This is a genomic window from Paenibacillus sp. J22P169 (assembly GCF_059691995.1).
Genome location: NZ_JCAUAO010000001.1, coordinates 2391534 through 2405705 on the forward strand (window position 1 = coordinate 2391534; position 14172 = coordinate 2405705).

Here is a 14172-nt window from a genome sequence, read left to right on the forward strand (position 1 = left end):
TAGGATCTCCTTCGCTATACTTTGATAGGAGGCATGAGTATTATTTTGCCGTCCTCCACGGTAACTTTTACTTTGTTCATTTCCTTCGCTCCAATTGTTTCTAAGTAGCTCGCAGGAATTTGCAGGCGCCCCGCCTGGTCCAGCACTGCATACTCAATGTGAGACTCTTCTTCATGCACATCTTCGATGCCTTGCTCCAAGTCTATAAGCTCTTGCTCATATGATTTGCGTCGCACAATTTCCGATGACGTTCTCCCGTCTCGAATGGCTACAACTCGATCTACCTTCTTGGCCAGACTAGGATCGTGCGTCACAATCACAATGGTGATGCCCAGTTCCCTGCTCAGCTGCCGGAACAAATCAAGAATTTGGTTCGCCATGTTCGTATCCACCGAACCGGTCGGTTCATCCGCTAGAAGCAGCTTCGGATAATTAGCCAGCGCAATGGCAATGGCCACTCGTTGCTGCTCGCCGCCGGATAACTGATTCAACTTGTTGTTCCTTCTATGGCTAAGCCCGACAGCTTCCAACAGCTCAAGCGCACGCTCCCGTTTACGTTTGCCCCTAAGAAGTATGGGCAGTTCCACATTTTCCTGAGCCGTTAAATACGGAATCAAATTGCGCGCATTGTTCTGCCAGACAAAGCCGACTGACTCGCGTTTGTACTTGACCAGGTCTTTCTCCCCCATGCTCAGCAAATCTTTGCCATCCACCATCAAACGGCCCGCCGAAGGACGATCGAGCCCGCCAAGCATGTTCAGCAGCGTTGATTTGCCGCTGCCGCTGTTTCCGATAATGGCCATTAGTTCGCCGGCCTCCACATGCAGGTCCAACCCCTGTAAGGCAACAACTTCCAAATCGGCTATTTTGTAAATTTTCACCAGACTATCACAATGAATCATCCTAGTCCTCCCCAAGCTTAACGGCCTGATGAATCCGGATTCGCGAGACGATATGCCCCAGCACCGCAAGTCCAATTGTAATCATGACGGTAACGATTCCATACAACCGCTCTGTGTCCCGTGGGTCGAAGGTGACTTGAAACGGCGGTACTTGCGTTCCCGGGTCGAACGATAATTCGAATAAGGGCACGAACAAATGGCTGGCTAAATTCCCCGTAATAATCCCGATAAAGATAGCTGCCCCCGATACCATCACTTGTTCACCAATCAACATGACAATCAACTGCCAAACGGAAACGCCCATCGCCCGAAAAATACCATACTGCAGCGTACGTGCGGATAATGTCAGAACCCAATACAGTAAAAATCCAAAAAAGCAAACGACAACCGAAATGATAAATCCTAAGGTCATCACGCCGTTAATCGCCAATTGAAAAGGATCCTTAATCGCCTTGATCTGTTCCTGCTTCGCGTCGGTTACCGATTCGATTTCGTAGCCGTGAGTCCTGACGGCTTGATATACGCTATTACTGCTCGCCCCCTGCTTCAACTTCATCCATACTTCATAGGGTTCAATCACGATATTATTCTGGATGTATGCTAAGTGACCGACGATCAACATCGGCTTCTTCACCTTTGTCGTGGTTCCTGACTTCGTCGTAACCGACACCGTATCACCCGCTCCAGGATTAGGGTTCCAGGACGGCCAATAATCAATGATTCCGAATACGGTAAATGAAGCGGGCTCTACATTCTGCCAGCCAGCGGTTATCGTATCTCCGACCTTCACGCCGTATTCTTCCTCTATTGATCTGGAAATTAATATAGCAGAGGGATTTTTGGCGATTAGGTTCAAATAGTCGTAAAAATGATGATCAAGCAAACGGTTCCGCAGCCAAGCCGTTTCGCCAAAAGCTTTCGTATCGATGCCCATCAGCTCGACAGGAGCGGTTATCTTGCCTTTGTTGAATGAGGCATCTTTCCGGATAAACACCTTTGCCGCATGGTCTACAGAAGGCAATTGTGTGAACGGCAGAAAAGAGGGTTCACTATATTGAACCTTTTGCGGAGGGCTCGCCGGGGTATTGGAAGCGGCCTCCGAAGACGAACTGTCATCGCCAGAATCCTCAGCACCGAACAAGATAGCCGGTGGCGCATCATTCTCCCAATGGATTTTCATGACGATATCGGCACCTGCTGAGTATCGGATTTTATCCGTCGTATTCTGGTTAATGGTGCGAGTCGCGCTGGCGCTGAATAGCCCTGTCGCGATCGTAATAATTAGAAATACCATAATAAACTGATATTGAATAATCGAGCGGCTCACCTGGATTAAAGTGGTATACAAGGTAGGCGGCCACCATCTTTTACCTGCCTCATACAATAGCTTCATAAACAAGGGATATAGCCGAAGGACAAACAAGCCGAGTCCTAAAATAAACATGGCAGGTATGAGGAACAAAAGCGGATCAACTCTTAAATCCGCAGATTTTAAACCAAGCGAAAGAATATCGTTAACTCTCGTTTTATAATTTTGTAAACCGTACAGCGAAATGCCAATAATTACGATATCGAGAAAAAACTTATGCCAAAAAGATTGCTTCTGGAGTCTCGCTGACTGCTGCTTGTGGCCGACAATGGTTACTCTCGTTGCGAGGATAACAGGGATCAGTGTCATCACAAGCGAGGCGGCAATGGCCGTCAAAGCATACAGGAACGCATCCTCGTTAAGCTTGGTTTCAAGCTTTGCGCGCTGCACAAATTCAAGGAACCCGCTAGAGGCTCCTAATAATTTGGTGAGCAAGGCTCCGAAATAAGGCCCGACGATGAAAGCGATTGCCCCAAGCACTAGGCCTTCAAGCGCATAACTAGCAACAATTTGCAGGCGGCTCGCCCCCCTGCTGCGAAGCACGGCGATTTCCGTTTTCTGGCGTTCCGTAATTAAGTTGGCAACCATAAATAAGTAAAAAGCAATCATCAGCATAACCGGCACATTCAGTGACCATAGCATCTTTCGCAAATTAGTTTCTTTTACGTAGTAATTACTAAGCGTTTGAAGCGCTGGAACGTTCTTATTATGAGATTCATAATGAGCATCCATAAACGTGTCAATTTCGTAATCGTTGTAAAGAAATTTGTCTGCTGATGCCAGTGTTAACAATTTATAATCGAGCGCAAAGTACCAATAGCTAGATTGTACATTCAGCTTACCGCCCGATGTGAACTCTTTTTCAAACAAATTGAAATCGATCAGAAAACTGTTCTTATAGCTGCTCGTATTGTTGTACCAGTAAAAATCGGTGTAGTCCTTGCGATCAAACACGCCAACGGGTTTAATCGAGATTGGCTGCGGCAAACTGGCATCTTTAATAATGAAAACGGTATTCAGCACCATTCCGAGCTCGGTCAAAGCCTCTGGCGCAACGAGAGCTTCATACACACCGTCCACTGGTTCTTTCATAGGAAGGCGTCCATCCGCCAACCGGATGTGGCTTTCCATACCGTCAATGGCAGAAATATCCGCCGATCTTTGGACATTCACATCGATCTTATCAGGTTCCGCAGGTACTAGATTGTAGCGCTGAGTCGCTCTTTCGCGAACGAAATTTTGTACGGGAATGCCGAAACGTCTCTCTTTTTCCTTCAAAAATTGTTCGGTTTCCGCTATGTTGACAGGCTTTTCTTTCTTGTCTTGCGAAGATAAATCAGCTGATATCCAGTAAATCCCAGGATATTGATTACTGCCAAGCTGCAGCTGCTGCATTTCTTGGATCAACATTCTCTGTAAAATGGCGTTCGTATAAATCGGCATGCTGCTCGCCAAGGCAACGGACAGCACGAGTCCGAACAGCAGGCTAAGCTCAAGCCATTTATTATTGATCATTTTGCGCAAGATCATGATAAATAATGCCAATGTCTTAGCCTCCTAATTGTTCAGGATAATCTGCTGCCCTTCGCTTAACCCTTTTCGTATTTCCACTTCCGTTGCTGCTACAATCCCCTTCTCAACATCCACCTCTTTGCGGCTTTCGCCGTCCAGCACCTGCACGTAATCGCGTCCCATGTAGTTACGCAAACCCGATCTTGGAATAACCATCACTTGATCCCTTTTCTGGGTCACAATGGTGATGTCGGCTTGGTTGCCAATTGTCACGCCCTCAGGCAGGCCTGCTAATTGAATGTAAAGAGCTCTGGCATTTTTATCCTGAACCGCTTTATTGCTGTTCGGTGGGGCGGAGAGTGGCGTTTGAACAATTTTTCCGGTTAATGTCTTATCTTTGATTTTGACAGCAACATCCATGCCCACTTCGACCCCTGCCAAATCGTTCTGGCTGGATGCCGTATATACAAGCTTCATTTGTTTCGGATCTGAAAGGGTAATTAACTGCTTGTAGGCAGCCACTTGGTCCCCGGGCTGAATCGCGTCAATAAACGTTACGACTCCGTCAATCGTGGATGTCAACCTCGAGTTCTGGAGCTGACTCTGCAGCGATTTCAATTGGAGCTGAGCGCTTTCCATATCGAGCAGCTTTAAACGAATATCCGGATCATCGGCATCCTTTTCAGCCATAGCCTGCTGCAAGGATATTTTAAGCTTCTCAATGGAAATTTGCTGCAGCTTGACTTTCATATCCAGATCAGCTGTTTCCGTCGTTGCCAGAACATCTCCGGCTTTTACTTGAGCGCCCAATTTCACGTTTATTTTTCTTAATCGTCCGCCAGATTCCGAATAGAACAAATAATCCATATTGTCCGAAGCAAATGTAGCTACACCCGTAATTTGTTGGGTGATATTACTGCGTTTCACGGCGTACAAACTTAATGTCTCCTTGGCGGGCTCGACAAGAGGCGGGTTCAGCTCCCCTTCCTCAACCGGCAGCAGCGAGCATCCTGTTAACATCCAGGATATGCAGCATGTGCTGATAACCGACAGCACAATTCGCTTAAGTTGCATCGACAATTTGACCATCCTCCAATGCGTAAACATGATCGGCAAAGCTCATTATCGCAGGATCATGCGTCGTAAGAATGATCGTCATTCCCTCGTTCTGCACGAGATCCTTGAATACGCGCATCACCTGCGCCCCCATCTTGCTGTCCAGCTCGGCAGTCGGTTCGTCAGCGAGAATCAAGGCCGGCTTATGGGCAATCGCTCTTGCAATCGCCACCCGCTGCTGCTCTCCCCCAGACATTTCAAACGGTCTGTGCTTCATCCTTGCTTTAAGTCCCACATATTCTAGCGCATTTTCTGCATAATCCTTGAAATGTACGGACTTTACGCCTGCAACTCGCAAGCCGAACTCGACATTCTCATATGCCGTCATCAAAGGGACGAGGCCGAATGATTGAAAAATAAGACCCATCTCCTTGCGCCTAACTGCGTTGCGTTTCTTCTCTGAAAATGAGCTGATTTCGCAGCCGTTGAAATACACTTGGCCCTCCGTCGGCCTGTCCAGCGCCCCTAAAATATTGATTAACGTCGTTTTCCCAGAACCCGACCGTCCCCTAAGTGCAATGAGTCGCTTGGCAGGTATGCTAAAGCTCGCTCCTCGCAAAGCATGAACAGCTGCTGAGCCGCGTCCAAAAATTCTGGTAACGCCTTCCGCCTGAATAAGAGGAGGGAGACTAGGTTGTTGCTGCGCAATCATGACTACTCACACTCCTATATTTGCAATTTCGGTTAGTAAAAAAACTCCAGTTCGAAAACTGGAGTTCGACATGTTCATTCGAAGCTATTCGCCGTTTTGCAATGTCCACAAAACAAGAGCATCCAAAAGCTTCAAATTATCATCCGTCGCATTATCATAAGAACCGGCAAATGAGAAGAACGATAGGCGAGCTTTCACTTCATAACCATTGTCAGCATGCGATCCTTTGTTATAGTAGTAGACCGCCGCCTGAGTCGGTTTGCCAGGGATGGTGGCAATCACTTTCGCTTCTTTGCCCGGAATACCATAAGCTACAGCCGTTTTAGGGTCTGTTGTTAAGAGAACATCCACTGAACCGGAAAGTCCAGCTGCAGCCTTTTCTTTAGGTGCAGTAATGGATACAGATTTGATATTGTATTCGTTAGTGTTTTCCTCTTGTGACGAGAGACCGAGATAATACATCCCGTGATTTTTTAAATAGACGGTTGGGATGGCAACATCCTTCATTAAGCCGGAACGCAGATATTTGGAGTTCAACGTATTGCTGACGAAGATCATATCATAGCCTTCCGTTGTTTCAACTGTTAATTTATCGCAATTTACCCAAGTTACTCTGAAACCGAGATCCTTGAGACGATTAATAATTTTCTCATCATCCGGGTTTTCTTTGAGCTGTGTCATTTGTGCGCTTTGACGTGTGACGAAGAGAAGCTTTTTGCCTTCTGCTGAAATTTCTCCAGACGGCGCTGCAGGCTTATCGCCAGGCTCTGTCGCTGGTTCTTCAGGGGTACTGCCGGCAAGAATTTGCTTTGCCGCATAGCTTGCAAGGGCCAACATTTTACGTGTAGCCGATACTTTCCCGCCGAACGTGTTATCGGACTGATTCGCTAGCAAGTTTTTCTCAAGAGCCAATGCGACATAGCCTTTCGCCCAATCATCTACCGTAGAGTCATCAACTGGGGTAGCCGATTTAGCTTGATCGTCCAAGCCAAGTCCGCGAATGAGGAACGCTGCCAATTCTTGACGCGATACATCTCCTGCCGGCTTGTAGGTTTTTCCTTCAGCATCGTATCCGTTCGTAAGGCCTGCCTTCTTCAAGGCTTCAATATAAGGAAGCGCATAAGCGTTCGCTGGATCATCGGATCTGACATCCGTAAAGGAAGATGTTGTAAGAGTTTCATCCATCGTCAAGTCGAAAATAATCGAAGCTACTTTCGCAAATTGCGCCCGATTCATCCGTGCATCCAAACCGAACGTATCCTCCGTTAGCCCATTAAACACACCATCTTGAATAAGTGCAGCAAACTTATCCTTTTCGTCTTGCGGCAAATCCTTTAGATCTTTGAAATCGTCAACATTCTTGACTACGGCGGCTGGAGCTTCTGTCTCTTCTGCAAAAGCAAACGGCAGGACAGTTAATGACAAGAGGAGGATAGATAATAGCGAGAATACAAATTTTTTCACGTGAGTCACCTTCCCAAATTAGATTTGTGATGATAATGTCTTCTTACTTGTTCGAACTCGCTGCTTTGTTAATTTCACTTTTAGCTGCTTTCACTGTATCGATTGATTTGGTAGCCGCTTCCTGCACCATGCGAATCGCCGTTACAGAGTCTTTGGACTCATTGAAAATTAGCGGCTGGAACACGCCTTGTACAGGGACATCATACCAAACTAAGCCTGGCTGACGAGCCGCAGGAGGCATCGCGTTTTTGCCGTAATAAATGGATTCCACATGCTTGCCCTGCATTTGCGGCAAGTTCTTACCGAAAGCCGCTTTGACTGCACTTGTTTCCAAAGGTCCTATGACGCCTTCTTTGGCAAGATCGATTTGATGCTCTTCGGATAGCAGCGCAGCCATTACCTGAAAGGCGAGGTCTTTCTTCTTGGACTGCTTTGTAATGTACATCGAATACACATTAGGCTGATATCTTGTGTTTGGAGCATCATTTAAAGAAGGAACAGAGGCAATGTCGAAATTCAGGTTTTTGTTTTCCTCATAGAATTTGACCAGATGATCGCTTACCGTTGCCACAGCCATAGCGATATTCGGTTTAGTAGCGAACGTTTCCACCGTATCAAACTGATTGGCTGGAATTTCGTAGAACCTCCTCATGTTATCTACTAATTTTTTCCAACCAGGGTCGCTCATATCCCCCTTATCCTCGGTTTTACTTAACGCAGACAAGGACAACTGATTATAATTTAAATAATGACCTGGATTTTGCGAGAAGCCTTTATATGTGATGTCACCCTCAACGCGTGTCAGCTTTTTCGCTAACTCGTAAATCTCATCATAGGTCATGCCATCCTTTGGGTAATCAATGCCAAATTTATCAAAAATATCTTTGTTATAAAATAAAGCATAATCATTGTTATAGAACGGCAGCCCGTATATTTTGCCATCCGGAGTTAGATTTCTCACTTGAGCCATGTGGGCCGGATTTAATTTGCTTGTATCAAAGTTATACTTTTTAATCAGATCGGTAATATCATACTGCAGATCGTTACTGATCAGTTGACCCTGCGCGTTACGTCTGGTGTCGTCAATAATGATGTCAGGAATCGTTCCGGCTGCTATCAAGTCTTTGTGCTGTCGACCAGGATTATCCCAATGAACATGTTTAACTGTGATATCCGGGAACTTTTTTTTGACAAAGTCGCCGATTTGCTTCTGGAAAATTTCTTCTTTGATGTAATAGGCCGGCCATACGGTATAAATAAACAATTCGTTTTCCGGCGACGACTGGGCTTGCGGTGAATTCTTCTCATCGTTTCCGCCCGGTTTAGAACTTGGAGCTGCCTCGTTTGTACATCCTGCCGCCAGCGCTAGCGTAAGAGCAATCGCGCAGCTTACCATTAACCTTTTCATAAAGATAACTGCCTCCTTTTACCCGTTTTGTAATGTCCACAATACGATATTATCCCAGATCTTCCATCCAGCATCTGTAGAATTGTCCTGCATCCCATTACTCCAATAGTAGAACGAGACTCGCGCTTTCACCGCATAACCGTCATCGGCTTTCGTGCCTTTATCGTAATAATAGACGGCAGCTTTAGTCTTATCACCGGGAACAGCAGCGATTACTTTCGCTTCCTTGCCTGGGACACCGTAGCTGATGCCGAAGTTTTCACCAACTTCCTTGAATACATCAACAGTCCCCGTTAACCCGGCAGCAATCTTATGCTTGCTGTCGACGATCTGGATCGATTTCGATTTCATCACAGTCGAATCTTCCTCTTGGGAAGATAGGCCGAGATAAAACATGCCGTGGCTTTTCACATAAACAGTTGGAATGGCAACTTCCTTCATAGCGCCAGTTTTCAAAAATTTAGAATTTGTCGTCTGACTAATATAGATTAAATCGTATCCTTTCGTCGCATCGGCCGTAAGCTCACGATCGCTAAAATGGCTTACGCTGAACCCCATCCCTTTCAATCGGATGGCAATTGCAACATCTTCAGGAGGCAGTGGCATGGAATCTCTTCCGACGAGGAGCACTTTCTTTCCTTTCGGTGAAATCTCCGGCTGCTGGACAGGTTCAGGTTGACTGGCAGATGGTGCTGGTGCTGCCGTCTGACGCGTGGCTGGCGCTCCGCTTGGCTTAGAAGCATCTGAAGGTGTCGCTGCAGGCGCAGGACTCGCAGTCTTCGTCGCTTCCGCCGTTGCAGCAGCCGTAACGGCAGGCGTTGTTGTTGCCATAGGCGTTGAAGTAGTTGGAGTCTCTGAAGCCTTGGACACATCTGCCGTTGCGGCTGTGGTCGCAGTAGGCGTTACAGTTGACGCAGGTGTAACCGATACGCCTGGATCAACAGCTTGCTCCGATGATGAACAGGCACTCATGGCAATTGACATGAACACCACGATCAGCACCATAAGTAAACGCTTCATTTTATGGGCCTCCCTTTTTCATACTGGAATGAAGGGCCCCTCCAACTGTTAGTTGGAAGAGCCAATTACTGTGATTATTTTGCGGCTTTCTCGGTTTGAATCCCTTTTGTTGTAGATTCTTCAACCATGCGCAGTGCGGTTACGGAGTCCTTGGATTCTCCGAAGATCAGAGGCTGGAACACGCCATGCGCCGGCACGTCAATATAGGTTAAGCCTGTAGCGCGAGCTGCTGGCGGCATGGCGTTCTTACCGTAAAATAATGCTTGCGTGTGCTTTCCTTGCATTTGAGGCAGGTTTTTCCCAAACGCTTCTTGAACTTTAGGCGTTTGCAGCGATCCGATAATGCCTTCCTTGGCAAAATTGATTTGCATCTCCTCGGAAAGCAGGTACTGTATGACCTGGAATGATTGATCTTTTTTGGTCGACTGTTTGGAAATGTAGGCAGAATAAAGGTTAGGCTGAGCCTTGACGCCTGGAGCATCCGCATAGGATGGCATGGCTGCGATATCAAAATTCAAGTTTTTATTTTGCTCGTACCACTGAACGATTTTTTCACTAACATGTACACTCATCGCCATGGTCCCTTTTGGGAAATCATCGACGGATGTAAATTGATTGGCCGGAATTTCGTAAAACCGCCTTAGATTGTCGACATGCTTTTTCCAGCCTGGTGTGTTCAATTCCGCTTTGTCTTCAGTCAAGCTAAGAGGTGAAAGCGAAAGCTGATTATAGGTCATGTATAAACCGGGATGCTGTTGGTAGCCTTTGTACGTTTTTTCGCCTTCCACACGGGTCAGCTTTTTAGCCAATTCATAAATTTCATCATAAGTCATTCCGTCTTTCGGATAATCAACACCGAATTTATCAAAAACATCTTTATTGTAGAAAAGAACTAAATCGCTCAATTGGAAAGGCAAACCATAAATTTTCCCTTCCGGCGTGACATTCTTCATCTGAGCCATAGCCGCAGGGTTTAAAGTGCTGGTGTCAAAATTATACTTTTTGATCAAATCGGTCATGTCATACTGTAGATCGTTCCCTAAAATTTCCCTATGTAGATTTCTCCGCGCATTATCTATGATAATGTCAGGAACCGTCCCGGCTGCAATCAGGTCCTTATATTGCCGACCTGGATTATCCCACTGTACGTGTTTGAAAGTGAGATCAGGAAACTTCTTCTTAAGGTGTTGCCCTACTTGCTTCTCCCAGATCTCTTCTTTCGCGTAGAAAGCAGGATAAACCGTATAAATAAATATTTCGTTGTTCGGTGATTTACTTTCTACGGCAACGGGTTCCTTGTCGGTGTTCTCAGGTTCTGACGTACAGCCTGTCATAATGACAAATGCCGAGGTAATTACTAAAGATGCTTTGAGAATCTTTTTCATTTTAAGAGCCTCCCCCAATCAAAATTTTCAAATTTTGTATACTTTTACTTTATTACGAAATGTTTACGTTTTCATTAGGGGGGTTCTCCAACATTATAGGTTGTTTGTTGCATCTTTCCCTCTCTTCAATTTTTTTCCACCGCCCATCGAACGGCTGTATCAAATAGCTTCCATCCATTGTCAGTACGGTTAATTTCTTCACCTCCGGTTAAATTGAAGAACATCCGCCTAGCCGGCAAGGGTTGGCCGCTCATATTTTTCAAGCCTTTCTCGAAAGCACAAATCACTGCGCGTTTGTCATTATCTGGAGCCGAGGCGATAATGACACCCCCTTGCGGTACCACATAGCTAATCTTGCCTTCAGCCTTATAGATGTCCACATTACCGGATAGTCCCATCGCAGCCTCATGTTTGCTATCTTTTATGGCTATCGCTCGGCCGGTATATTCGCCATAATCCGAATCATCTTTGCTTACTAAACCCACTTGACCCAAACTTTTGCCATTCGCATAGATGACGGGCGCAGGGGATCCCAGTAGTTTATCCGCGAGGCGATGAGAACCTGCAAAGGAACTGACATAAACCAATCCAAAATTTTGGGCCGTATCTGGGGTAAGCTCTTTGTCTGACTGCAACGTAACTTCGTAGCCAAGCTCCTTGAGGTGCTTCATCACAATTCGGTCATTCGCGCTGTCCGTCCCAACATAAAGTACTTTCTTCGCTGTCCTGGCATCATTTTGCGTCGGAGTTGAACAAGCTGCACTCGTAAGAATAATTACTACAATCAGCAAGCAGGAAAACAGCTGTTTCATAAACTCCCCTACCTCCTTTTCTAGAACAGATATTATTTTTTCTCTTGCACCCAGCGAACGGCTGCATCAAATAGCTTCCATCCGTCATCGCTTTGATTAATTTCTTCACCGGTCATCATGTAGTAAAAAACTTCACGTGCAGCAACTTTTTGCCCTTTCACATTCGTCGAACCTTTCTCGAAAGCAAAAATAGTCGCCTTCATCTCATCATTTGGCAGGGTTGCTACAACGATAGCTTCTTTGCCTGGCGTCGCCCAACCCATCTTTCCAATATCTTTATACACATCGATTTGGTCTTGCAGACCCGCTGCCAGTGCATGCTGGTTGTTTCGGATTTGAATCGTTTTGGCCGCATTGTTGCCTTCTAATTTGCCATTTGCGTCTGGTTCGGTCATGCCCGTATCGCCCGATATTTGAGGCTCGTCATAAATGACAGGCACTGGCGTTGTTACGAATTTGTCCTTGATTTTACCCGAATTGACCGATTCGCTGACAAAAATCATAGAGAACCCGTTTGCTTTCTCGACGGTCACCTCTTTGTCAGATATCACCGTAACGTTCATGCCGTGCTTTTCTTTAAAACGTTTGATCACAATACCGTCTCCACCGCCTTCTTGGCCGATAAAGAGTACGCTTTTCCCATTGCTCTGTGATTTGGCTGCATTCGTGGATGAAGGTTGGTTGGATACCGATACCGGTTGATTCGTGACCGAGTTGCAAGCGGAAAGTGTGAATACCATACAAGTAATTAAAGCGGCACCGAACTTTTTCATAGACCGAATTCCTCCCTGCCAGTATCATTATTTATTAATTTGCCCGTTGTGAGCTGCCCACTGGATCGCTGCATCCAAAAGTTTAAATCCTTCATCCGTTTGGTTCATTTCTTCCCCTGCAGACAAATAGAAGAACACCTGCCGTGCGGGTACTGGCTCGTTGTTAATGTTTTTCGCACCCTTTTCATAGGCAAAAACAGCCGCTTTCTTCTCATTCCCTTGTGCTGTCACAATCGTCACAGCCTCTTTGCCCGGCAAAGCGTACCCAATTTTCCCGTCGTTTTTATAGACGGTTACCTGATCTTTCAGACCGGCTGCCAGCGGATGCTTGCTGTCTTTAATTTGAACCGTTTTTGCCGCGCTCAACTCACCGTAATCCAGCAATCCCGTCATCTGGGAGATGCTGGCCACCTGCGGCTTGGCATACACGACGGGCACTGCCGAATTTTTAAGCTGGGCATCAATTCGGGAGGAATTGACCGTAGGACTGACATAGACCACCCCATACCCTTTCTCGAGTCCAGCTTTGAATACGTTATCCGCCATATCAATGACGGTAAAGCCAGCCTTCTTAAAATGTGAAATGACATAGGGATCATGGGTTCCTTCCCCGCGTTTGAGATAGAGCATCTTGACAGAACCTGCCGGCGCGCTGGCCGATTGGTCCGCCGACTTTGAGCACGCCGCGATTAGGACGACCATGACGCCGATTAAACAGAATGTGAGAAGACGTTTCATTTCTTTGAGCCTCCGTTCCGATCAAATTGTAATTCGCTGCTATTCCACCAAGCCTGTTCGTTCCACACCTTCTACAAACCATCGCTGCGTGAACGTGTATAAGACCAGAGGCGGAATAATCATTAAGAATGTTGTGGACATCCGGATGGCTTCGTCATTTACTGACGGTCCATAGGCCTCGGCTTGCTGACGCAGCGCTGAAGCAATTTTCTCGATCCCGAGCGATAAAGGAGCCGTTTCTATGTCGGACAAGTACATGCTCGGCAAATAGAAATCGTTCCACGTCCAAATAAACGAAAACAAAAACACGACTAGGATCGCTGGCTTGGCAAGCGGCATCATCACTTTGTAAAAGATTTTAAACACGCCGGCTCCGTCAATACGAGCAGCTTCCTCCAGCTCCTTCGGTTGGGTCGAGAAAAATTGGCGGTAAATGATGACGAATAACGCACCTTTTAGCCCAAGACCGAAAAAAGCCGGAACGATAATCGGATAAATCGTATTCAGAAGACCTAGCTGTCTGGCATAAATAATATTGGGCAGGATAGTGACCTGCATCGGCACAATAAAGGTTAGCATTAGGAAAAAGAACAGAACGCGCTTGAACGGAATTTTCAGCCTTGCAAACGCATAACCCGTTACAGCACATGAGAGGGTTTGCAAAATAGCAACCGAAAGCGAAAGCCCCAAAGAAATGCCCAGCGCCTTCGGATATTTCAACCACGCCCAAGCCTCTTGGAGGTTACCGAGATAGATCGTCCTCGGGAACCAATTGACGGCAGGATCGAGCAGGTCGTCTGCATTTTTGACCATAGTCGCCATCATATGCAGAATCGGCTTCAAATAAATGTAAGCCGTATCGATCAGAATCAGATAGATGAACAGCTTGAAAAGCAGACCTTTGTCTGCTTCTCTACCGATGACTGCATACCGGATTTTACTGAGAAGCTGCAGCATGCCTGCCGTCTGCTCTTCTTTCAATTTGATACGAAACATAGCGTCATCCCTCCAATCATATTAT

General features: G+C 46.3%; 12 protein-coding genes. All 12 read right to left on the reverse strand.

The annotated features are described in order from the left end of the window. Positions 1-14: 14 nt before the first annotated feature. Positions 15-902: an ATP-binding cassette domain-containing protein gene (locus AC58QG_RS11085; protein WP_497362103.1), complete on the reverse strand. Its 888-nt coding sequence runs from the start codon at positions 900-902 to the stop codon at positions 15-17. Between the two features lies 1 nt (position 903). Beyond that, the gene (locus AC58QG_RS11090) at positions 904-3816 is read right to left on the reverse strand and encodes an ABC transporter permease (protein ID WP_497362104.1); all 2913 of its coding nucleotides are present in this window, start codon (positions 3814-3816) and stop codon (positions 904-906) included. Positions 3817-3828: 12 nt separating this feature from the next. After that, on the reverse strand, positions 3829-4857 hold the full coding sequence (locus tag AC58QG_RS11095; RefSeq protein WP_497362833.1) for an efflux RND transporter periplasmic adaptor subunit: 1029 nt from the start codon (positions 4855-4857) through the stop codon (positions 3829-3831). Continuing rightward, entirely contained in the window at positions 4847-5551 is a 705-nt protein-coding gene (locus AC58QG_RS11100; protein WP_497362105.1) for an ABC transporter ATP-binding protein, read from the reverse strand. The genes AC58QG_RS11095 and AC58QG_RS11100 overlap by 11 nt, the downstream gene beginning before the upstream one ends. A gap of 84 nt (positions 5552-5635) precedes the next feature. Beyond that, positions 5636-7015, reverse strand: a complete 1380-nt coding sequence (locus AC58QG_RS11105) for an S-layer homology domain-containing protein (protein WP_497362106.1) — start codon at positions 7013-7015, stop codon at positions 5636-5638. Between the two features lie 43 nt (positions 7016-7058). Continuing rightward, on the reverse strand, positions 7059-8423 hold the full coding sequence (locus tag AC58QG_RS11110; protein WP_497362107.1) for an ABC transporter substrate-binding protein: 1365 nt from the start codon (positions 8421-8423) through the stop codon (positions 7059-7061). Between the two features lie 18 nt (positions 8424-8441). Continuing rightward, complete coding sequence (locus tag AC58QG_RS11115) at positions 8442-9443, reverse strand: hypothetical protein (RefSeq protein WP_497362108.1); 1002 nt, start codon at positions 9441-9443, stop codon at positions 8442-8444. Positions 9444-9517: 74 nt separating this feature from the next. Continuing rightward, entirely contained in the window at positions 9518-10828 is a 1311-nt protein-coding gene (locus tag AC58QG_RS11120) for an ABC transporter substrate-binding protein (RefSeq protein WP_497362109.1), read from the reverse strand. Positions 10829-10953: 125 nt separating this feature from the next. Further along, positions 10954-11640, reverse strand: coding sequence for a hypothetical protein (locus AC58QG_RS11125; RefSeq protein ID WP_497362110.1), 687 nt, complete (start codon positions 11638-11640; stop codon positions 10954-10956). 32 nt (positions 11641-11672) lie between these two features. After that, positions 11673-12413, reverse strand: coding sequence for a hypothetical protein (locus tag AC58QG_RS11130; protein ID WP_497362111.1), 741 nt, complete (start codon positions 12411-12413; stop codon positions 11673-11675). A gap of 27 nt (positions 12414-12440) precedes the next feature. Beyond that, positions 12441-13151 carry a hypothetical protein gene (locus AC58QG_RS11135; protein WP_497362112.1) on the reverse strand — a complete coding sequence of 237 codons (711 nt, stop codon included), beginning with the start codon at positions 13149-13151 and terminating at the stop codon, positions 12441-12443. 39 nt (positions 13152-13190) lie between these two features. Beyond that, positions 13191-14108, reverse strand: coding sequence for a carbohydrate ABC transporter permease (locus tag AC58QG_RS11140; RefSeq protein ID WP_497362834.1), 918 nt, complete (start codon positions 14106-14108; stop codon positions 13191-13193). Positions 14109-14172 lie beyond the last annotated feature (64 nt).

What these genes read in the sequence shown, in the direction of transcription:
- AC58QG_RS11085 (WP_497362103.1), bottom strand. Translation starts at nt 902, where the DNA reads ATGATTCATTGTGATAGTCTGGTGAAAATTTACAAAATAGCCGATTTG.
- AC58QG_RS11095 (WP_497362833.1), bottom strand. Translation starts at nt 4,857, where the DNA reads ATGCAACTTAAGCGAATTGTGCTGTCGGTTATCAGCACATGCTGCATA.
- AC58QG_RS11100 (WP_497362105.1), bottom strand. Translation starts at nt 5,551, where the DNA reads ATGATTGCGCAGCAACAACCTAGTCTCCCTCCTCTTATTCAGGCGGAA.
- AC58QG_RS11110 (WP_497362107.1), bottom strand. Translation starts at nt 8,423, where the DNA reads ATGAAAAGGTTAATGGTAAGCTGCGCGATTGCTCTTACGCTAGCGCTG.
- AC58QG_RS11115 (WP_497362108.1), bottom strand. Translation starts at nt 9,443, where the DNA reads ATGAAGCGTTTACTTATGGTGCTGATCGTGGTGTTCATGTCAATTGCC.
- AC58QG_RS11120 (WP_497362109.1), bottom strand. Translation starts at nt 10,828, where the DNA reads ATGAAAAAGATTCTCAAAGCATCTTTAGTAATTACCTCGGCATTTGTC.
- AC58QG_RS11125 (WP_497362110.1), bottom strand. Translation starts at nt 11,640, where the DNA reads ATGAAACAGCTGTTTTCCTGCTTGCTGATTGTAGTAATTATTCTTACG.
- AC58QG_RS11130 (WP_497362111.1), bottom strand. Translation starts at nt 12,413, where the DNA reads ATGAAAAAGTTCGGTGCCGCTTTAATTACTTGTATGGTATTCACACTT.
- AC58QG_RS11135 (WP_497362112.1), bottom strand. Translation starts at nt 13,151, where the DNA reads ATGAAACGTCTTCTCACATTCTGTTTAATCGGCGTCATGGTCGTCCTA.
- AC58QG_RS11140 (WP_497362834.1), bottom strand. Translation starts at nt 14,108, where the DNA reads ATGCTGCAGCTTCTCAGTAAAATCCGGTATGCAGTCATCGGTAGAGAA.